The organism is Streptomyces massasporeus, from assembly GCF_014648995.1.
Taxonomy (GTDB): Bacteria; Actinomycetota; Actinomycetes; order Streptomycetales; family Streptomycetaceae; genus Streptomyces; species Streptomyces massasporeus.
Window position 1 is genome coordinate 37,104 of record NZ_BMSE01000023.1, and the last position, 18,057, is coordinate 55,160.

Consider the following 18,057-nt stretch of genomic DNA (forward strand, 5'->3'; position numbering starts at 1 on the left):
GCCGACTTCGGGGCTTGTTCAGGTAGCGTTCCGGGGTCGGTTGTACGGTCCCTCAACTCCCTGTGGTTGCACGGGCATTGCTCTGTCCCTCGGTGCACCCTACCCAGTCGCGTCCGAAGCTCGTCGTGTCGGCCGATGGCCACGGGGTGGTCAGCCACGCCGGCTCCCGCTTGCTGGCCGATCTCTCCAATGTCACCAGCCTGACCAGCGCTTTCACGGACGCACTGCGTCCACTGCGACCGCGTGGCACCGGGCACGGCCCCGGCCGGATCGCGGTAGATCTCGCGATCATGCTCGCCGACGGCGGCGAGGTGATGGCGGACCTGGCCCTGCTGCGCGACCAGGTCGACGTTTTCGGCCCTGTCGCCTCCACTCCGACCGCCTGGCGCCTGCTGGCCGGCATCGATTCGGCTGCACTCGCGCGCCTGCGCTCGGCCAGAGCCACCGCCCGGGATGTCGCCTGGCTGCAAGCCACCGAGACCACGGCAGGGATACCCGCTGCCCGCGCGGGTCGACCTGCCCGGTCTTGTCCTGGACCTCGACGCCCCCCTGGTCACCTCCCACTCCGAGAAGGAGCAGGCAGCGGCGACCTACAAGCGAGGCTTCGGCTACCACCCGCTGCTGTGCTTCCTGGACAACACCGGCGAAGCCCTGGCCGGGGTACTGCGGCCGGGCAATGCCGGCGCCGACACCGCCGCCGACCACATCGCAGTCCTGGACGCTGCCTTGGCCCAGATCCCCGACGCCCACCGCCACGGCACCGACATCCTCATCCGCGCCGACAGCGCCGGAGGCGCGAAAGTCTTCCTCGCCCACGTCCGAGCACTGCGCGAGCGGGGAATCCACACCTTCTTCTCCGTCGGATACGCCGTCACCGAACCAGTCCGCCGCGCAATCCGTGCCTGCCCGACCACCTGTGGCACCCCGCGCTGGAGCAGGACGGCACCCTGCCTCCGTCGAGCCGAAGAAGCTCCGCCACCGGCTGCTGCACGCAGCCGCCCGCATCACCCGCGGCGGCCGCCGCCTTTACCTGCGGATCTTCGCTACCTGGCCCTGGCGAGACGAGCTCGTCAGAGCGTTCGCCCGCCTCGCCACCCTGCCACGGCCAGCGACCTGACCGGCACACCGTCCCCGCCCACCCACGACCCGAGGAACTGGAGCACCCGACCCGAGCGTCGGGCCTCAGCCATGCCCGCCCGACGGCAAGCGGCCAACAACCACGGTTCGCCGCGATCAGCCCGGCTGATCACTCCCAACCGAAACGCGGAGGCTAGGCCTCCTGCCTTCGCAGGAGATGGTCGCGCGCCCTGGAGTCGCCCGGACCGCTGCGGTCCGCCAAGCCCGCGGCGATCCGGTCCCGGACGTCGGCGGGCCTGTGGTTCGCGTACTTGAACTTGGCACGCACGTCCGTCACTTCGAGGCGCAGGCCGCGGATGCCGGCCAGCATCCTGCCGTACGGGGCCTCGCCCACCGCCGCCCGTGCGGAGCCGCCCCGCGGCTGGAAGTGGTCGACCTGGCGGTTGAGGAGCGCGGCCTTCTCCGCCGGGTCGTCCACGACATGGGCGCGGCAGCGGAGCTGTACGGCCGCGTAGAAGCTCGTCGGGGTGCCGTGCTCGGGCGGGACGTCCGGGGCGGCCTGCCAGGGGCCGGGCACGAACACGTAGTCGTCGACCACGCTCAGCAGGACGTCCGGGCCGGCCTCCAGCGCGGGCCAGAGCGGGTTCGGGCGGGCGAGATGGGTGACGACCTCGCCGCGCACGGCGTCGTAGACGAAGTGCAGGGGCTGGACGTGGGGCGGTTCGCCCGGCAGGCCGTTGACGGCGAGCTGGCCGAAGTCGTGTTCGGCCAGCCACCGTTGCCACTCGGTGTCGTCGCGGGGCGCGTCCCAGGGGTGGATCAGCATCAGAAGGCCGCGAGGTAGCCGGGCAGTTCGGTGCCGGGGGCCAGGCCGGGGTCGGCGTCCGGCGTGCCGTAGGCGCGCCGCACCGGGACGACACCGGCCCAGTGCGGGAGGGCGAGGTCCTCCGGTTCGTCGTTCACGCCGCCGGTGCGCAGCTTCGCGGAGACCTCGTCCAGGTCCAGGCGGATCACGGCGGTGGCGGCCAACTCCTTCTTGTTGGCGGGGCGCGAGTCCGCGGAGCGGCCGGGCACGACGTGGTCGACCAGCGCGTCCAGCGCCTGTCGCTTCTCCTCGGCGTCCGTCACGTCGTGGGCGACGCCGTGCACCACCACGGAGCGGTAGTTGATCGAGTGGTGGAAGGCCGAGCGGGCCAGGACCAGACCGTCGACGTGCGTGACCGTCAGGCAGACCGGAAGACCCGGGTCGGCCTGACCGGCCGCCCGCAGCGGACGCGAGCCCGTCGAGCCGTGCACGTACAGCCGTTCGCCGACCCGGGCGTACAGCGTGGGCAGCACGACCGGCGCCCCGTCGCGGACGAACCCGAGATGGCAGACGTAGGCCTCGTCGAGTATCGCGTGCACCAGGTCCCTGTCGTACGAGGCCCGGTCCGGGGAGCGGGTGGGGACGGTGCGGTCGGACGGGGTGTAGGCGGTGTCGGGCTGCGACGGCGTCTGCGTCTGCGCGGTCCCCTGCATGGCGCTCTCCATTGCACTAGTGCATAATTGGCTTTGTGCTAGGAGAGTATCCGATCAGTGGGCGTCGCGCAGCGGACATTTCCGCGAGCATCGAGCGAGCCGTGGGGGCCGGTCAGCTGCGGCCCGGTCAACTGCTCCCTCCCATGCGGGAGTTGGCGGAGCGGCTGGGGGTGAATCCCAACACGGTCGCGGCCGCGTACCGCACCCTGCGCGAGCGCGGGGTCATCGAGACCGCGGGCCGGCGGGGCAGCCGGGTGCGGCCCGCGCCGGCGACGACCGGGCGGGAGCACTTCCGGGTGGAGGTCCCCGAGGGCGTGCGGGACGTGGCGCAGGGCAATCCTGACCCGGCGCTGCTGCCGCCCCTCGCGGGCGCGTTCGCCGCGGCGGCGGAGGAGGGCGACCGGGCGCCCGTGCTCTACGGGGACACCCCTCTGGAGCCGGAGCTGGCCAAGATCGCGCGGGCCGGACTCGACGCCGACGGCGTGCCGGACGGGCCGCTCGCCGTGGTCTCCGGAGCCCTCGACGGCGTCGAACGAGTGCTGGCGGCCCACCTCAAGCCCGGTGACACCGTCGCCGTCGAGGACCCCGGCTGGGGCCGCACCCTCGATCTCGTGCCCGCCCTCGGGCTGCGGACCGTCCCCGTCGGCGTCGACGACGAGGGGCCCCGGGCGGAGGACGTGCGTGGCGCGCTGGAGGCCGGGGCGCTGGCCCTGATCGTCACCGACCGCGCGCAGAACCCGACCGGCGCCGCGGTGAGCGCCGCCCGCGCGCGTGCCCTACGCGCCGTGCTCCGGGAGCACCCGGAGGTCCTGCTGATCGAGGACGACCACGGCCACGGCATCGTCGACGTGCCCCTGCACCCGCTGGCCGGAGTCACCCGGCACTGGGCGTTCGTGCGCTCCGCCGCCAAGGCCTACGGCCCCGATCTGCGCCTCGCCGTGCTCACCGGGGACGCCGTCACCGTCGACCGCGTACGCGGGCGGCACCGGCTCGGGCCCGGCTGGGTCAGCCGGCTGATGCAGCGGGCCCTGGTGCGGCTGTGGGCCGACGGCGCGGTGGACACCGCCGAGGTGGCGGCGTCGTACGGGCGGCGGCGGGACGCGCTGATCGGCGCGCTCGAACGGCGCGGTGTGGCCGCGTACGGGCGCAGCGGGATGAACGTGTGGGTGCCCGTACCGGACGAGACCGGCGCCGTCGCCCGGCTGCTGCACGCCGGCTGGGCCGTGGCCCCCGGCGCCCGCTTCCGGCTGAGCGCACCGCCCGGCATCCGCGTCACCGTCTCCACGCTCGCCCGGGGCGAGATCGATGCGCTGGCCGACGCGATCGCCGCGGCCCTCGGGCCGGCCCCGGCGCGGAGCTACGACTGAGAAGGCGTCGGCCGGGGCCCTCGGGTCCGCGGAGCTACGGCTGAGGCACCTTCCGGGGCTTCGGCCGCACCTGTGTGAGCGCCGCCCCCGTCAGCACGATCACCGCCCCGACCGGCGTCGACCAGGCGAGCGCCTCACCGAGGAGGGCGACACCCGCGGCCGTGGCGATCACTGGGACGAAGTACGTGACCATCTGCGCGGTCGTCGGGCCGACCTCCGCGACCAGGCCGTACTGGAGGAGCATCGCGAGGCCCGTGCCCAGCGCGCCCAGGGCGGCGATCGCCAGCAGCGGCACCACGGACACCCGGGTGGGCAGGGTCGTGAACAGCGAGGTGACGACCGCCAGCTGGACCGTGGCGAGCAGCAGCTGGGCGCCGGTCATCGACAGGTGCGAGTGGCCGGTGCCGGCCAGCGTGCGGCGGACGTAGATCCAGCCGATCGGGTAGCTGAGGGAGGCGAGCAGGGCCAGTGCCGTCCCGGTGGCGTCCAGGCCGTGGAAGCCCTGCCAGGCGCCGAGCACCGTGAGCACGCCGAGGAAGCCGAGACCCAGCCCCGCGACCCGCACCCGGGTCGGCCGGTCCTCCGACAGGGCGACCAGCGACAGCGCCATGCCCCACAGCGGCGAGGTCGCGTTGCAGATGCCCGCCAGCGTGGACGGGATGGTCAGCTCGGCGTACGCGAACAGGGAGAACGGCAGGGCGTTGAGCAGGAACGCGGCGACCGCCAGATGCCCCCAGGTGCGCGCCCCGCGCGGCAGCCGTTCACGCCGCACCGCCATCGCGGCGGCCAGCACCGCCGTGCCGAACACCAGCCGGCCGAGCGTCACCTGGAACGGCGCGTACCCCTCGGTGCCCACCTTGATGAGGAGGAAGCTGAAACCCCAGATCAGGGACAGGGTGGCGAACCGGAGGCGCCAGTCGAGGCGGCGGCGGGGCGGTGCGGACGGGGCGGTGGTGACCCGGTCGGCCGGGGTGGTGACGGTGCTCATGCCAGCCACGATGCGGCACCGGAACCTCGTAGCACAATCGAGATTTCGCACTCGGTACCACGTAGCATTGCTTACATGTTGAACCTCGAGCGCCTGCGCACCCTCGACGCCCTCGCCCGGCACGGATCGGTGAGCGGCGCGGCCGAGGGGCTGCACATCACGACGTCCGCCGTCTCGCAGCAGCTGTCCAAGCTCGAGCGGGAGGTCGGCCAGCAGCTCCTCGCCAAGAACGGCCGCGGGGTGCGGCTCACCGACGCGGGCCGGCTGCTCGCCGAGCACGCCGGGCGCATCCTGTCCCAGGTGGAACTGGCCCAGTCCGACCTGGAGGCGCAGCGCGGGCAGGTCGTCGGCGAGCTCAGGCTGTCGGCGTTCCCGACGGCCGCACGGGGGCTGTTCCCACACGCGCTGGCCGCACTGCGCGAGCAGCACCCCGCGCTCCGACTGCGCTCCTGCGAACTCGAACCGGAGCAGGGCATCGCCGGGGTCGTGCGCGGCGACCTCGACCTCGCCGTGGTGCTCGACTGGTACAACAAGCCGATGGCGCTGCCCGACGGGCTGGTCAAGGCGTCGATCCTGGACGACCCGGCCGAGGTCGCCATGCCGGTGGGCCACCGGCTCTCGGAGCGCGCGGAGGTGGATCTCGCCGAGTTCGCCGACGACGAGTGGATCACCTGGGGCGAGGGCGAGTTCTGCCACGAGTGGCTGATGTTCACGCTGCGCTCCAAGGGCGTCGAGCCGATCGTCGGCCACCGCGCCGCCGAGAACCACACCCAGCTCGCGCTGGTCGCCGCCGGCCTCGGTGTGTGCATCGCCCCGACCCTCGGCCGCCACCCCGTGCCCGCCGGGGTCGTGACCGTCCCCCTCCGGCAGCGGGTCCGGCGGCACGTGTACGTCGTCTGGCGCGCGGACGCGGACCGCCGCCCGTCGATCCGGGCGGCGGTGAAGGCCCTGCGGGCGGCGGGGGAGAGCGTCGGCTGAGACCCGGAGGCGGCCGCGGCCCCGGCCGCGCGGTTGTCGTTTCGGGGGAGCGGCTGCCCCGCCCGGGCCGTGGCTGTGCTTTGGGGGGTGCGGCTTCCGCTCGGGCCACGGGTGTGGCTGCCGGGGAGTGGCTTGCGTGCCGGGGCCGCGTGGCTTTGGTTTACCGGGGGTGCTGCCGCCGCCCGGGTCCGCGGCGGTGGTGCAGGGTGAACGGCATGCGCCGCTTGGGCCGCGTGGCTGTCGTTTCGGGGGGCGCTGCTGCCGCCCGGGCCACGGGTGTGGTCCCGGGGGAGTGGCTGGCGCCGCCCGGGCCGCGCGGCTGTCGTTTCCCGGGGAGCGACCGCCGCCCGGCCCGCAGCCGGAGTTCCTGGCCGCGGCCGCCGCCCGGCCCGCGGCCGGAGTTCCTGGCCGCGGCTTCCGTCCGTGCCGCGGCCGGAGTCCCTGGAGCGGCTACTGCCCGGCCAGCTTGCGGAAGTCCCAGGAGACGATCTTTTCCGGGGTCAGACGGATCCAGGCGTGCCGGCCGTCGTGCGGCATCTCCTCCAGGCCGAAGTTCTTCCGCGCGAACAGCGTCTCCGGCACGTCGAGTTCGGCGCGCAGCTCACCCGTGCGCGGTATCTCGCCCACGAACTCGACGGTGCCCGACAGCTCGGCGCCGCGCAGCTCGTCGTAGTCCTCGCCGGTGTCGACCACGATCGCCACCCGCGGGTCGCGCCGCAGGTCGGTCCACCGCTTGCTGCGGACGACCGAGTACAGCCACATCGAGGCGCCGTCCCAGGCGAACCACAGCGTGCTCACGTGCGGCGCCCCGTCGGTCGACACCGTGGCGACCCGGCAGGTGCGCTGGGTGGTCAGGAAGTCGTCCAGCTCGCCCGGCGTCATCATGATCTTCCGGCCTCTGCGCTGCTGCGTGACGGTCATGCGCCCCCTCTTTCTCCCACGTCGTGCCAGAGGAGATCCTCTGACATCACGTCAGAAAAGGATGAGTGCTCTTCCGTCCGTGCGCAATGGTGGTTACGCTCGCCCGCCCGGCCGCCGGTGACAGGGGGAAACCCGTGCCCTCGTACGAAGCGCTCAGCGAGCTCCTCGAACCGCGCACCACCGTGCTGCTCACCGTCGAGTGCCAGGAGGGCGTCGTCGGGGAGGACAGCGCCCTGCCCGAACTCGCCGAACAGGCACGCGCCGGCGGTGCCCTGGCCAACGTCGCCCGTCTGGTGGCGGCCGCCCACGACGGCGGCGTCCAGGTCGTCCACGCCGTCGCCGAGCGCCGCCCCGACGGCCGCGGCGCCAACAGCAACGCCCGTCTGTTCCGCGCCGCCGCACGGCTGCCCGTCCAGCAGCTGGCCGGCACACCGGCGGTGCGGGTGGCCGCCCCGATCGAGGTCGCCGAGGAGGACCTCGTCGTACGGCGCCTGCACGGGCTGTCACCCGTGCAGGGCACCGACGTCGACCCACTGCTGCGCAACCTCGGCTGCCGCACGCTGATCGTCACCGGGGTCTCGGCCAACGTGGCCGTCCCCAATGCCGTGTTCGACGCCGTGAACCGCGGCTACACCGTCGTCGTTCCGGCGGACGCCATCGCGGGAGTGCCGTCCGACTACACCCCCGCGATGATCCGCCACACCCTCGCGTTGGTCGCCACGGTCGCGACCACGGACGAGGTGCTGGCGTGCCTGGAGCGTCCGCGTGGGGTCAGGCGAGCGTGATGGAGTCGCCGTTCACGCTGATCTGCTTCGCCTCCAGCGGCTGGACCGCCGGCCCCTTCTTCACGCTGCCGTCGAGGACGGAGAACTGACTGCCGTGGCAGGCGCAGGAGATGATGTCGTCCTTGAGGTCCACCATCGGACATTTCTGGTGGGTGCAGATCGTCGAGAAGGCCTTGTAGTCGCCCGCGGCCGGCTGCGAGACCACCACCTTCTCGTCCTTGAAGATCTTGCCGCTGCCCTCGGGGATGTCGGCGGTCTTGGCGAGCGCCGCGCCACCGGCTCCCGCTCCGCCGGACGAGCCGCCTCCGTCGTTCGTCGCGCCGCCGCCGGCGGCGCCCTGTTCGGTGGACGGGTCGGACGCCTTGTCCTCCGACCCGCACGCCGTCAGCGCCACGGTGAGCCCCGCCGCGCCGACCGCCGCCACGACGGTGCGGCGGCTCGGTCCCGACATCGGCTGAACTGATTCGCTGGTCATGCTGACGTTCCTTCCGGGGATTCGTGATCTGCGGAGAGGTACGGCCCTTGCGGACCGGCTGTTCAGACCATGTCGAAATCCTGACCCGATCTCGGAAGGACACGGGTAAAGCGGAGCTGTCGGTTCGCTGTCGGGTTCCGACCCGCCCTGCCGCGAGGCCGTCACCGCGGTCGCCGCGTGCGTCAGTAACCTGGGGCGATGCTCAAGGAAGTGATCGCGACCCGTTTCATCGCGCCCCTGCGCGAGGGCGGTTCGCTGCCCGGCCTGGTCGAGGCCGACGACTTCGGCACCTACGTCCTGAAGTTCACCGGTGCCGGACAGGGCCGCAAGACACTCGTCGCCGAGGTGGTCTGCGGGGAGCTCGCCCGTCGGCTGGGGCTGCGGATGCCGCGCCTGGTCACCGTCGAACTCGACGCCGAGCTGGGCCTCGGCGAACCGGACGAGCAGGTGCAGAGCCTGCTCAGGTCCAGCGGCGGCACCAACCTCGGCATGGACTTCCTCTCCGGCGCGCTCGGCTTCGACCCGCTCGCCTTCCCGGTGAGCCCCGAGGAGGCCGGCCGGGTCGTCTGGTTCGACGCCCTGATCAACAACGTCGACCGGTCCTGGCGCAACCCCAACCTGCTGAGGTGGCGGGGCGAGTTGTGGCTCGTCGACCACGGCGCGACGATGATCTGGCACCACAACTGGCCCGGCGTCCAGGCCTCCGCCGCCCGCCCCTACGACGCCTCCGACCACGCGCTGGCGTCCTTCGCGCCCGATGTCACCGCCGCCGCGGCCGAGTTGGCGCCCCTGGTCACCGAGGAGCTCCTCGCCGACGTCACCGCACAGATCCCGGACGCCTGGCTCCTGGACGAACCCGGCTTCGCCACGCCCGACGACCTCCGGCAGGCCTACGCGCGCCCGCTGCTGGCACGGGCCGCCGACATCCACGACCGCATCCAGGGGCTGAAGTGAACGACCGGCACATCATCAAGGGCGGGCCCCGGGACCGCCACGTCTACGAGTACGCCGTCCTGCGCGTCGTCCCGCGCGTCGAACGCGGCGAGTGCATCAACGCCGGCGTCCTCGTCTACTGTCGCGCCGCGTCCTACGTCGGTGCCCGCACCCACCTCGACGAGACCCGGCTGCTGGCTCTCGACCCCCGCGCCGACGTGGCCGGGGTCCGCGCCGCCCTGCGGGCGGTGGAGGGGCTGTGCGCGGGTGGCCCGACGGCGGGCCAGGCGGCGGCCGACGACCCGGGCCGCCGCTTCCGCTGGCTCGTCGCCCCCCGCTCCACGATCGTCCAGCCCGGCCCGGTGCACACCGGCCTGACCACGGACCCGGCGGCGGAGACCGGTCGGTTGCTGGACCTGCTGGTGAGGTGACCTGCCGGCGAGGTGACAGCCGTCTCCCGGGGGCCGTCCCCACGGCCGCCCCGCCCGGCGGTCAGCGCCGGCGGCGCCTCACCACACAGCCGGCGGCGACGGCGGCACCCGCCGCGAAGGCCAGACCGATGGCGAGGTCCCAGTCGCTCGGTCCCGAGGCCACCGCACCCCCGAGCCCGCCTCGCACACCCTGGCTGGGAGCGCCGGTGGGAGTGGCGGTCACGGGAGCGGAGGGGCTGCCCGAGGGACTGACCGAGGACGAGGGGCTCACGGACGGACTGGCGGAGGGGCTGGACGAGGGGGGCGACGTCGTGGGGTCGATGATCCCGCGGCGGGCCAGCGCCTCGCACGCGACACCGTCGTCGCGGCCCTGGTCCTCGTCCAGCCTGTTGGGATCGCTCGGATCCGCGTCGAAGACGGCCTGCGCGTCCTCCTGGAAGGCGAAGTCGCGGCAGTCCAGGTCCTGCCGGGCATGAGCGGGGTCGGCCAGCGGCACGATCGCGGCGATCGCGAACAGCGTGCCGAGGGCACCGGTGCGACGGCGCATGGTGCGCCTCCCTTCCGGCCACGGGTGGCTCGCGCTCCGACGCTAGGCGCGAAGAGGTGCGGCGGCGCGTGGCCGTAGGCCGATCGGGTGTCCCGGAGGAGGCTGCCGGGCAGGGTGGGGCCGGGGTGATGGATCACATGCCGCCCTGGGCCGTTGACACCGCGTGCCAGGGCTTCTAGCGTCACACCCACTGAAGGTACTAAGCGGTCGCTCACCTGAGGAGTAGCAGTCATGTCCACCACTGACCAGCGGGTTGCCGTCGTGACCGGTGCCGCGCGCGGTATCGGTGCCGCCACCGCCGTACGACTGGCCGCCGAGGGCCGCGCGGTCGCCGTGCTCGACCTCGACGAGGCGGCCTGCAAGGACACCGTCGAGAAGATCACCGCCGCGGGCGGCAAGGCCATCGCGGTCGGGTGCGACGTCTCGGACGAGGCGCAGGTCGAGGCGGCCGTCGCGCGGATCGCCGAGGAGCTCGGCGCGCCGACGATCCTGGTGAACAACGCGGGCGTGCTGCGCGACAACCTGCTGTTCAAGATGAGCGTCTCCGACTGGGACACCGTCATGAACGTGCACCTGCGCGGCGCCTTCCTGATGTCCAAGGCCTGTCAGAAGCACATGGTGGACGCGGGCTTCGGCCGGATCGTCAACCTGTCGTCGTCGTCCGCGCTCGGCAACCGCGGTCAGGTGAACTACTCGGCCGCCAAGGCGGGTCTGCAGGGCTTCACCAAGACCCTCGCCAAGGAGCTCGGCAAGTTCGGAGTCACCGCCAACTCCGTCGCCCCCGGCTTCATCGCGACCGAGATGACCAAGGCCACCGCCGACCGCGTCGGCATGGGCTTCGAGGACTTCAAGGCCGCCGCCGCCACCCAGATCCCGGTGGCCCGGGTCGGTGAGCCGGAGGACATCGCCAACGCCATCGCCTTCTTCACCGGCGAGGCGGCCGGATTCGTCTCCGGCCAGGTGCTGTACGTGGCCGGCGGACCGCTCGACTAGAGGACGAACAGACATGACTTCCGTGGAACTCTCCGGCAAGGTCGCCCTCGTCACGGGCGCCAGCCGCGGCATCGGTTACGGCGTCGCCGAGGCCCTGGTCGCGCGCGGCGACCGCGTGTGCATCACCGGCCGCAACGAGGACGCCCTCAAGGAGGCCGTCGAGCAGCTCGGCGCCGACCGCGCGGTCTACGTGGCGGGCAAGGCGCACGACGAGGCCCACCAGGCCGTCGCCGTCGAGCGCACGATGGAGGCCTTCGGCCGCGTAGACTATCTGGTCAACAACGCGGGCACGAACCCCGTGTTCGGGCCGATCGCCGACCTCGACCTGAACGTGGCCCGCAAGGTCTTCGAGACCAACGTCGTCTCGGCGCTCGGCTTCGCCCAGCGGACCTGGCACGCCTGGCAGAAGGACAACGGCGGCGCGATCGTCAACATCGCCTCCGTCGCGGGCCTGTCGCCCTCGCCGTTCATCGGCGCGTACGGCGTCAGCAAGGCCGCGATGATCAACCTGACCGTGCAGCTCGCGCACGAGTTCGCGCCCAAGGTGCGGGTCAACGCGATCGCCCCGGCGGTCGTGAAGACCAAGTTCGCCCAGGCCCTGTACGAGGGCCGGGAGGAGGAGGCCGCGGCGGCCTACCCGCTGGGCCGGCTGGGCGTCCCCTCCGACATCGGGGGCGCCGCCGCGTTCCTCACCTCAGAGCAGTCCGACTGGGTCACCGGCCAGACGCTCGTGGTGGACGGCGGCATCTTCCTCAACGCCGGAACCGGCTGACGAGGACCGCGTACGCGGATCGGCACGGGCGCCCGTTGACACAAACGGCGCCCGTGTCGGCGTAAAGGCGTCGCAAAGCGCGATGACAACGTCGTCAAAGGTTTATCGATCAAGAGGCCATGGACGGGGAGGGTCAGCGGGCGCGGCACTGCGGTATGGTCTGCCGACCCTTGGTATGGCAGATCGAGGAGCGTGCGCGTGTTCAACCGGAACCGATGCCTGCGGCGGGTGGCGGCCATCGCGTCCATATCGGCCCTGCTCGCCGGATGTGGCGTGCTGTCGTCCGATACCCCGGAGGACGAAGGGCCGATCGTCGTGGGCACCACCAGTGCGCCCAGCACGCTCGACCCTGCCGCTTCGTGGGACAGCTCCTGGGAGCTGTTCCGCAACATCTACCAGACGCTCCTGAGCTATCCGACGGGCGCGAGCACGCCCCAGCCGGACGCTGCCGAGAAGTGCGGCTTCAGCGACGCCTCGAACCAGGTCTACCGCTGTGAGCTGCGCGAGGGCCTGAAGTTCTCCAACGGAGACGCGCTCGACGCCCAGGCGGTGAAGTACTCGTTCGACCGGATTCGCAAGATCAACGTCAACGGCGGCCCCGCGGGTCTGCTGGGCAGCCTCGAGCGGGTCCAGGCGCCGAACGACCGCGAGGTGATCTTCCACCTGAACAAGCCGGACGCCACCTTCCCGTTCGTGCTCGCCACCCCCGCCATGTCGATCGTGTCCCCGGAGGCCTACCCGGAGAACAGCCTGCGCAAGGGCAGTGACGTGGTCGGGTCCGGGCCGTACTCCCTCGACTCGTACTCCGACGGCAAGGAAGCCGTCCTCGTCCGCAACGACTCCTACAAGGGTTACGCGGAGCGCCGGAACGACGCGGTGACCGTCCGCTACTACCAGGACTCCGCCACCATGGTGAAGGCCCTGCGGGACGAGAAGATCGACGTGACCTACCGCGGTCTGGCCGCGGGCGACGTCGTCGAGCTCCAGAGCAAGTCCTCCAAGGACGAGGAGATCCAGCTCGTCGAGGGCACCGGCACCGACATCAACTACCTGGTGTTCAACCCGAAGGACTCCTGGGCGAACAAGAAGGCCGTGCGCCAGGCCATCGCGCAGGTCGTCGACCGGGCGGCGATCGCCCACAAGGTCTACAAGGACACCGTCGACCCGCTGTACTCCATGGTCCCCAAGGGCCTCACCGGCCACACCACGGGCTTCTTCGACGACTACGGCGACCCCGACGTCGCCAAGGCCCGCAAGATCCTCACCGAGGCGGGCATCAACCAGCGCGTCCCGCTCACCTTCTGGTACACGAGCGACCGCTACGGCTCCGAGACCGCCGGGGAGTTCAAGGAGCTGAAGCGCCAGCTCGAGGCTTCCGGCCTGTTCTCGATCAGCCTGAAGAGCCGCCCCTGGAAGACCTACGTCGAGGGCTACCAGAAGGGCGAGTACCCGGTGTTCGGTCGTGGCTGGTTCCCCGACTTCCCGGACGCCGAGAACTTCATCGCGCCGTTCGTCGGCGACCAGAACGCCCTCGGCACGCCCTACCCGGCCCCCGAGATCACCGGCGATCTGCTGCCCCGCTCGCGCCGGGAGAGCGACCGCGCGAACGTGGTGAAGGAGTTCGAGGAGGCCCAGCAGGTCCTCGTGGACGACGCGCGGCTGCTGCCCCTGTGGCAGGGCCGGCAGTACGTGGCGGCCAGCCGGGACGTCTCGGGCGCGGAGCGGGCCATGGACCCGTCGACGATCATGATGATGTGGGAGCTGCACCGCAAGACCGCCTGGTAGACGGTCCGGCACCGGGCTTTCCCGGGCGCGTTGTCAGTGGTCGCCTGTAGGTTCTGTGGCCTGGAAGTGACCGCACATCGTGAGGACGTTGACGTGACCGACATCGCCATGCTGCCCGAGTCCTGGCGCGGGGTTCTGGGCGACGAGCTGCAGCAGCCCTGGTTCAAGGAGCTGACGGAGTTCGTCGAGGAGGAGCGGGCGAAGGGTCCCGTCTATCCCCCGCGCGAGGAGGTCTTCGCGGCGCTGGACGCCACGCCGTACGACGGGGTCAAGGTCCTGATCCTCGGACAGGACCCGTACCACGGCGAGGGGCAGGGGCACGGGCTGTGCTTCTCGGTCCGGCCGGGTGTGCGGGTCCCGCCGTCCCTGCGCAACATCTACAAGGAGATGCACCAGGAACTGGGCACGCCGATCCCGGACAACGGCTATCTGATGCCGTGGGCCGAGCAGGGCGTCCTGCTGCTCAACGCGGTGCTCACGGTCCGCGCGGGCGAGGCCAACTCGCACAAGGGCCGCGGCTGGGAGAGGTTCACCGACGCGGTGATCCGGGCCGTGGCCGAGCGCCCCGACCCGGCCGTCTTCGTGCTGTGGGGCAACTACGCGCAGAAGAAGCTGCCTCTGATCGACGAGTCCCGGCACGTCGTGGTCAAGGGCGCGCACCCCTCGCCCCTGTCGGCGAAGAAGTTCTTCGGCTCGCGCCCCTTCACGCAGATCGACGAGGCGGTGGCGGCGCAGGGACACACGCCGATCGACTGGACGATCCCGAACCTGGGCTGAGGCCCCCGGCCGTACGGCCGTGCCGTCACGGGCCCGGCGCCGTCCGGAGCCGCCTGAGCCGGATCGCCCCCGCCTGCGGTTAGCGTCGGCAGCAACAGCCGGCGAGTGCGCGGAGGACGTCGTGGCGGAGCGGCAGGAGCAGACGGCGCCGGATGCCGTGCTGACCCGGATCGGGCAGGTCGTCATGCTGCACCACGCCGGGGACCGGGAGGAGGCCCGGCAGCGGCTCCTCGGCCTGTGGGCGGAGCTCGGCGAGCACGGCGACCCGCTGCACCGCTGCACCCTCGCCCACTACCTGGCCGACACCCAGGACGACCCGGCGGACGAACTGGCCTGGGACCTGCGCGCGTTGACGGCGGCCGAGGAGGCGAGGCAGGAGGCGCTCGCGGTGACCGCGGTGGTCGCGCTCTACCCCTCCCTGCACCTGAACCTGGCCGACGACTACATCAGGCTCGATCGCCGCGCCGCCGCACGCACGCACCTGCGGTGGGCCCGGGAAGCCGCCCTGGCCCTCGCCGACGACAGCTACGGCGAGGGTGTGTGGGCGGCCATCGGACGGCTGGAGTCCCGGCTGGGGGAGGACGGCCCGGGGCCGTGGACGCCGCCGCGGCAGCGTCCCTGAGGCGGCGGGTGCCGCGGGTCAACGCCCGTACGTGTCGCGGCAGATCGTCGCCTCCGGGCTGTCCGCCCGCCACCCCCCCGTAGCGCCTGCCCAGCGCGCACACGTCCGAGCTGTCCGGGACGCTCCTGTGGACGTCCTGCCGTACCGACTCCGAGACGTCCGCGAGGCGGGGGTGCGACCGCTGGGGGCTGCGCGGGGCGGGGTCGGGGCGTTCCGGACGGGCGGGGCGCGGGCGGGCGTCGTGGTGGCCGGGCCGGGAGGTCCCGTGCTCCGGGGAGAGGGCCGCGGGCGTGGTGGCGGGGCGGGGCGCCGACGCGGCCGGCTTCGGGCGGTGGGACGCCTCTTCGATGAGTTGCAGGGCTTCCCGGGCCGGGGCCTGCACGATCGGTGTCTCCGCCTCGCCCTCCGGCTGAGGCGCCGACGGCCGGGACGGGGCCGCCGAGGGCGCCGGCGCGGAGGGGTGCGGGACCGTCGTACAGCCGGAGAGGGCCGAGACCGCCACGGTCACCAGGAGCGTCGCTGTGGTCGTCGTTCGATGCATCCGCGCAACTCTGGTGTGTCCGGCCCGCGGTGGGGCGGCGGACAGGCGGAGGATGCCCCGCACGGGTGATCTCGCGCCCCGTACGGAGGGCGTCGGTGCGACAGGGGTGACGGCAGGGGCGGCGTCAGTCGCCGGTCGCGCCGTCGACGCGCTCGCGGAGCAGGTCGGCGTGGCCGTTGTGCCGCGCGTACTCCTCGATCATGTGCGTGTAGAGCCACCGCAAGTTGAACCGCTCGCCGGTGCGTCGGTGCTTGCCCTCGGTGATGTCGTCCAGGCCGAAGCGGGCCGCGTTGCGCCGGGCGGTCTCGATCTCGGACTGCCAGGTGGCGTACGCCTCCTCCCACGTGTCGGACTCGGACAGATGGAACTCGCCGTCCGGATCTTCTTCGGTGTAGTAGATCGGGCCGGCGTCCTCGGCCGCGAGCACCTTGCGGAACCAGCCCCGCTCGACCTCCGCCATGTGCCGCACCAGTCCCATCAGGCTCAGCTCGGACGGTTCCACCGCGGCGGTGCGCAGCTGGGCCTCGGTCAGGCCCTCGCACTTCCAGGCGAGGGTCTGTCGGTGGTAGTCCAGCCAGCCCTCCAGCATCGTGCGCTCGTCGGCGGTGGTGGCGGGCTCTCGGCGTTCGTTCGTCATGTACGCATCCTTTCCGAGCCGCCTCCGCCGCACCACAAGATTTTCAGCCCCCGAGCATCCCCTCCAGCAGTTCCCGCAGTCCGGCCCGGACCTCCTCCAGGCTCGGTGTGTCCGCGCCGAACGACCCCGCCACGCAGCTGAACATCAGCCCGTCCGCCCAGGCGATCAGCGACAGGGTGTGCCGGGCCGGGTCCGTCGAACCCATGCCGGTGACCAGGGCGGTCAGCTGGTCCCGGAATCGGGCGCCCGTGGCGTCGAAGAACGCCCGAAGCTCGGGGCGGCGCGTCGCCTCCAGGGCCAGTTCGTACCGGGCGAGGGTGAGCGCGCGGTTGTTCGTCAGGGCCCGGTGGGCCGCCAGGGCCAGCGCGTCCACCAGCGAGCCGGTCCCGGCCGCCGGGTCCGGCATCTCGTGCAGGGCCAGCACCCGCGCCTCACGGTCGGCCAGCCGCCGCACCGCCAGTTCCAGCAGGGCCTGCCGGGTCCGGGCGAGATTCGACGTGGAGCCCTGGGGGAGTGCGGCCGCCTGGTCGACCGCCCGGTGCGTGAGGCCGCGCATCCCACGCTCGGCGAGCAGGGCGAGGGCGGTGTCGGCGACGAGGTCGGAGCGGCTGGGACCGGCGTTGCTTACGGACATGGGCTCACGCTACCCGTCCGACTACAGCTGTAGTAACGTCGACGGCGTCACTACAGCTGTAGTCACATACGAGGAGGAGCCATGACGCAACCCGGGCACGCCGTCGTGATCGGCGGCGGTATCGGAGGCCTGACCGCGGCGGTCGCCCTGCACCGGCGCGGCCTGCGGGTCACCGTGCTGGAGCGGGCCCGTTCGCTGGAGCCGGTCGGCGCGGCGATCTCCCTCGCGCCCAACTCCCTGCGCGCACTGGACGTCATCGGCCTCGGCGACGAGATCCGCGACCTCGCCGCCTGGTCGGGGGACGGGGGCTTGCGCGCTCCGAGCGGGCGGTGGTTCTCCCGCTCCTCCGCCGAGGCCGCCGCCGAGCGCTTCGGCGGCCCGCTCGTGCTGCTGCCCCGCGCCACCCTGATCGAGCGTCTCGCCGCCCTGCTCCCGGGGGACGCCGTCCGCACGGACGCCGCCGCGGTGCTCGCCGACAGCGGAGGACCCGGCCGGGCAGCTCGCGTCACGACCGCGGACGGCGACCTCGAAGCGGACCTGGTGGTCGGCGCGGACGGCGTCCGGTCCGCCGTGCGCGGGGCGCTCTTCCCCGGCCATCCGGGGCCCGTCTACTCCGGCTTCACCACCTGGCGGGTCGTGATCCCCGTCCCCGGCGCCCGGTTCGACTCGCACGAGACCTGGGGCCGGGGCCGCCTCTGGGGCACCCACCCGCTGAAGGACGGTCGCGTCTACGCCTACGGCGCCGCCCTGACCCCGGCCGGCGGCCGGGCGCCCGACGACGAGAAGTCCGAGCTGCTGCGCCACTTCGGCGACTGGCACGACCCGATCCCCGCCGTGCTCGCCGCCGCCCGGCCCGACGACGTCCTGCGCCACGACGTCCACCACATCGCCCAACCCCTGCCCGCCTACCACCACGGCCGGGCCGCCCTGCTCGGCGACGCCGCACACGCCATGCCCCCGAGCCTCGGCCAGGGCGGCAACCAGGCGATCGAGGACGCCGTCGTGCTCGCCCACCACTGCGACGACCTCGCCGCCTACACCGCCGCCCGGCTGCCGCGCACGACCGCCATCGCACGCCAGGCCGTGAGGGCTGCCCGGCTCAGCCTCATGAGCAGCCGGGCCGGCATCGCCGTGCGCGACACGGCCGTCGCCGCACTGTCGAAGGCCGGGCCCGCCCTGTTCCTGCGCAGCTTCGACGGCATCGCCGACTGGGCGCCCCCGCAGCGGCCGTATGCTTCCGGGCAGACCCCGGCAGGCAACCGTTAGAGGAGATCAC

19 protein-coding genes and 1 pseudogene are annotated in these 18,057 nt (G+C 72.7%); 12 read left to right on the top strand and 8 right to left on the bottom strand.

Annotated features, from left to right (window positions below; genetic code table 11):
- Positions 1 to 92: 92 nt before the first annotated feature.
- A pseudogene (locus IE153_RS35025) lies at positions 93 to 1,117 on the top strand (transposase).
- 153 nt (positions 1,118 to 1,270) lie between these two features.
- Here the strand turns inward: IE153_RS35025 and IE153_RS35030 are convergent.
- Both IE153_RS35030 and IE153_RS35035 read right to left on the bottom strand, forming a co-directional pair.
- Positions 1,271 to 1,903 carry an FMN-binding negative transcriptional regulator gene (locus tag IE153_RS35030; RefSeq protein WP_189593740.1) on the bottom strand — a complete coding sequence of 211 codons (633 nt, stop codon included), beginning with the start codon at positions 1,901 to 1,903 and terminating at the stop codon, positions 1,271 to 1,273.
- The gene (locus IE153_RS35035; RefSeq protein WP_189593741.1) at positions 1,903 to 2,595 is read right to left on the bottom strand and encodes a pyridoxamine 5'-phosphate oxidase family protein; all 693 of its coding nucleotides are present in this window, start codon (positions 2,593 to 2,595) and stop codon (positions 1,903 to 1,905) included. Before IE153_RS35035 ends, IE153_RS35030 begins: the two co-directional genes overlap by 1 nt.
- Positions 2,596 to 2,630: 35 nt before the next feature.
- On the opposite strand from IE153_RS35035, the gene IE153_RS35040 reads away from it, so the two are divergent.
- Positions 2,631 to 3,962: an aminotransferase class I/II-fold pyridoxal phosphate-dependent enzyme gene (locus tag IE153_RS35040; protein WP_189593742.1), complete on the top strand. Its 1,332-nt coding sequence runs from the start codon at positions 2,631 to 2,633 to the stop codon at positions 3,960 to 3,962.
- A gap of 34 nt (positions 3,963 to 3,996) precedes the next feature.
- On the opposite strand, the gene IE153_RS35045 is transcribed toward IE153_RS35040, so the two are convergent.
- Positions 3,997 to 4,950, bottom strand: coding sequence for a DMT family transporter (locus IE153_RS35045; protein WP_189593743.1), 954 nt, complete (start codon positions 4,948 to 4,950; stop codon positions 3,997 to 3,999).
- Between the two features lie 75 nt (positions 4,951 to 5,025).
- On the opposite strand from IE153_RS35045, the gene IE153_RS35050 reads away from it, so the two are divergent.
- Entirely contained in the window at positions 5,026 to 5,928 is a 903-nt protein-coding gene (locus IE153_RS35050; protein ID WP_189593744.1) for a LysR family transcriptional regulator, read from the top strand.
- A 450-nt stretch (positions 5,929 to 6,378) separates the two neighbouring features.
- Here the strand turns inward: IE153_RS35050 and IE153_RS35055 are convergent, their stop codons facing one another.
- Complete coding sequence (locus IE153_RS35055) at positions 6,379 to 6,849, bottom strand: pyridoxamine 5'-phosphate oxidase family protein (RefSeq protein WP_189593745.1); 471 nt, start codon at positions 6,847 to 6,849, stop codon at positions 6,379 to 6,381.
- A gap of 134 nt (positions 6,850 to 6,983) precedes the next feature.
- Here IE153_RS35055 and IE153_RS35060 point away from each other — a divergent pair, with 134 nt between their 5' ends.
- Positions 6,984 to 7,634, top strand: coding sequence for a cysteine hydrolase family protein (locus tag IE153_RS35060; RefSeq protein ID WP_031105085.1), 651 nt, complete (start codon positions 6,984 to 6,986; stop codon positions 7,632 to 7,634).
- Here the strand turns inward: IE153_RS35060 and IE153_RS35065 are convergent.
- Positions 7,621 to 8,109: a Rieske (2Fe-2S) protein gene (locus IE153_RS35065; protein WP_189593746.1), complete on the bottom strand. Its 489-nt coding sequence runs from the start codon at positions 8,107 to 8,109 to the stop codon at positions 7,621 to 7,623. The two genes, IE153_RS35060 and IE153_RS35065, sit on opposite strands and share 14 nt — an antisense overlap.
- A gap of 198 nt (positions 8,110 to 8,307) precedes the next feature.
- Between IE153_RS35065 and IE153_RS35070 the strand changes: the two genes are divergently transcribed.
- Both IE153_RS35070 and IE153_RS35075 read left to right on the top strand, forming a co-directional pair.
- Complete coding sequence (locus IE153_RS35070; RefSeq protein ID WP_189593747.1) at positions 8,308 to 9,063, top strand: HipA family kinase; 756 nt, start codon at positions 8,308 to 8,310, stop codon at positions 9,061 to 9,063.
- On the top strand, positions 9,060 to 9,473 hold the full coding sequence (locus tag IE153_RS35075) for a DUF3037 domain-containing protein (protein ID WP_189593748.1): 414 nt from the start codon (positions 9,060 to 9,062) through the stop codon (positions 9,471 to 9,473). The genes IE153_RS35070 and IE153_RS35075 overlap by 4 nt, the downstream gene beginning before the upstream one ends.
- A gap of 61 nt (positions 9,474 to 9,534) precedes the next feature.
- Here IE153_RS35075 and IE153_RS35080 read toward each other — a convergent pair whose 3' ends face one another.
- Positions 9,535 to 10,020, bottom strand: a complete 486-nt coding sequence (locus IE153_RS35080) for an excalibur calcium-binding protein (protein WP_189593749.1) — start codon at positions 10,018 to 10,020, stop codon at positions 9,535 to 9,537.
- 231 nt (positions 10,021 to 10,251) lie between these two features.
- On the opposite strand from IE153_RS35080, the gene fabG reads away from it, so the two are divergent.
- From fabG to IE153_RS35105, 5 genes are all read left to right on the top strand, one after another.
- On the top strand, positions 10,252 to 11,013 hold the full coding sequence (gene fabG / locus IE153_RS35085; RefSeq protein ID WP_097215411.1) for a 3-oxoacyl-ACP reductase FabG: 762 nt from the start codon (positions 10,252 to 10,254) through the stop codon (positions 11,011 to 11,013).
- A gap of 13 nt (positions 11,014 to 11,026) precedes the next feature.
- Positions 11,027 to 11,785, top strand: coding sequence for an SDR family oxidoreductase (locus tag IE153_RS35090; RefSeq protein ID WP_033307414.1), 759 nt, complete (start codon positions 11,027 to 11,029; stop codon positions 11,783 to 11,785).
- A 198-nt stretch (positions 11,786 to 11,983) separates the two neighbouring features.
- Positions 11,984 to 13,570, top strand: coding sequence for an ABC transporter substrate-binding protein (locus IE153_RS35095; RefSeq protein ID WP_189593750.1), 1,587 nt, complete (start codon positions 11,984 to 11,986; stop codon positions 13,568 to 13,570).
- Between the two features lie 93 nt (positions 13,571 to 13,663).
- Positions 13,664 to 14,347 (top strand): uracil-DNA glycosylase, encoded by a 684-nt coding sequence (ung, locus tag IE153_RS35100; RefSeq protein WP_189593751.1) that lies wholly within the window; start codon positions 13,664 to 13,666, stop codon positions 14,345 to 14,347.
- Between the two features lie 121 nt (positions 14,348 to 14,468).
- Positions 14,469 to 14,969, top strand: a complete 501-nt coding sequence (locus tag IE153_RS35105; RefSeq protein ID WP_189593752.1) for a hypothetical protein — start codon at positions 14,469 to 14,471, stop codon at positions 14,967 to 14,969.
- Positions 14,970 to 15,634: 665 nt separating this feature from the next.
- Here IE153_RS35105 and IE153_RS35110 read toward each other — a convergent pair.
- Positions 15,635 to 16,147, bottom strand: a complete 513-nt coding sequence (locus IE153_RS35110) for a DinB family protein (protein WP_189593753.1) — start codon at positions 16,145 to 16,147, stop codon at positions 15,635 to 15,637.
- Positions 16,148 to 16,190: 43 nt separating this feature from the next.
- A complete protein-coding gene (locus IE153_RS35115) occupies positions 16,191 to 16,781 on the bottom strand; it encodes a TetR/AcrR family transcriptional regulator (RefSeq protein WP_189593754.1) in 591 nt (196 codons plus the stop codon).
- Positions 16,782 to 16,862: 81 nt separating this feature from the next.
- Here IE153_RS35115 and IE153_RS35120 point away from each other — a divergent pair, with 81 nt between their 5' ends.
- The gene (locus tag IE153_RS35120; RefSeq protein ID WP_189593755.1) at positions 16,863 to 18,047 is read left to right on the top strand and encodes an FAD-dependent monooxygenase; all 1,185 of its coding nucleotides are present in this window, start codon (positions 16,863 to 16,865) and stop codon (positions 18,045 to 18,047) included.
- Positions 18,048 to 18,057: the final 10 nt, after the last annotated feature.

Bases quoted from the DNA above. Each gene is read 5' to 3' on its own strand.
- IE153_RS35065 (WP_189593746.1), bottom strand. From the start codon at position 8,109: ATGACCAGCGAATCAGTTCAGCCGATGTCGGGACCGAGCCGCCGCACC.
- IE153_RS35120 (WP_189593755.1), top strand. From the start codon at position 16,863: ATGACGCAACCCGGGCACGCCGTCGTGATCGGCGGCGGTATCGGAGGC.
- fabG (WP_097215411.1), top strand. From the start codon at position 10,252: ATGTCCACCACTGACCAGCGGGTTGCCGTCGTGACCGGTGCCGCGCGC.
- IE153_RS35050 (WP_189593744.1), top strand. From the start codon at position 5,026: ATGTTGAACCTCGAGCGCCTGCGCACCCTCGACGCCCTCGCCCGGCAC.
- IE153_RS35110 (WP_189593753.1), bottom strand. From the start codon at position 16,147: ATGACGAACGAACGCCGAGAGCCCGCCACCACCGCCGACGAGCGCACG.
- IE153_RS35070 (WP_189593747.1), top strand. From the start codon at position 8,308: ATGCTCAAGGAAGTGATCGCGACCCGTTTCATCGCGCCCCTGCGCGAG.
- IE153_RS35055 (WP_189593745.1), bottom strand. From the start codon at position 6,849: ATGACCGTCACGCAGCAGCGCAGAGGCCGGAAGATCATGATGACGCCG.
- IE153_RS35115 (WP_189593754.1), bottom strand. From the start codon at position 16,781: ATGTCCGTAAGCAACGCCGGTCCCAGCCGCTCCGACCTCGTCGCCGAC.
- IE153_RS35035 (WP_189593741.1), bottom strand. From the start codon at position 2,595: ATGCAGGGGACCGCGCAGACGCAGACGCCGTCGCAGCCCGACACCGCC.
- IE153_RS35045 (WP_189593743.1), bottom strand. From the start codon at position 4,950: ATGAGCACCGTCACCACCCCGGCCGACCGGGTCACCACCGCCCCGTCC.
- IE153_RS35080 (WP_189593749.1), bottom strand. From the start codon at position 10,020: ATGCGCCGTCGCACCGGTGCCCTCGGCACGCTGTTCGCGATCGCCGCG.
- IE153_RS35030 (WP_189593740.1), bottom strand. From the start codon at position 1,903: ATGCTGATCCACCCCTGGGACGCGCCCCGCGACGACACCGAGTGGCAA.
- IE153_RS35090 (WP_033307414.1), top strand. From the start codon at position 11,027: ATGACTTCCGTGGAACTCTCCGGCAAGGTCGCCCTCGTCACGGGCGCC.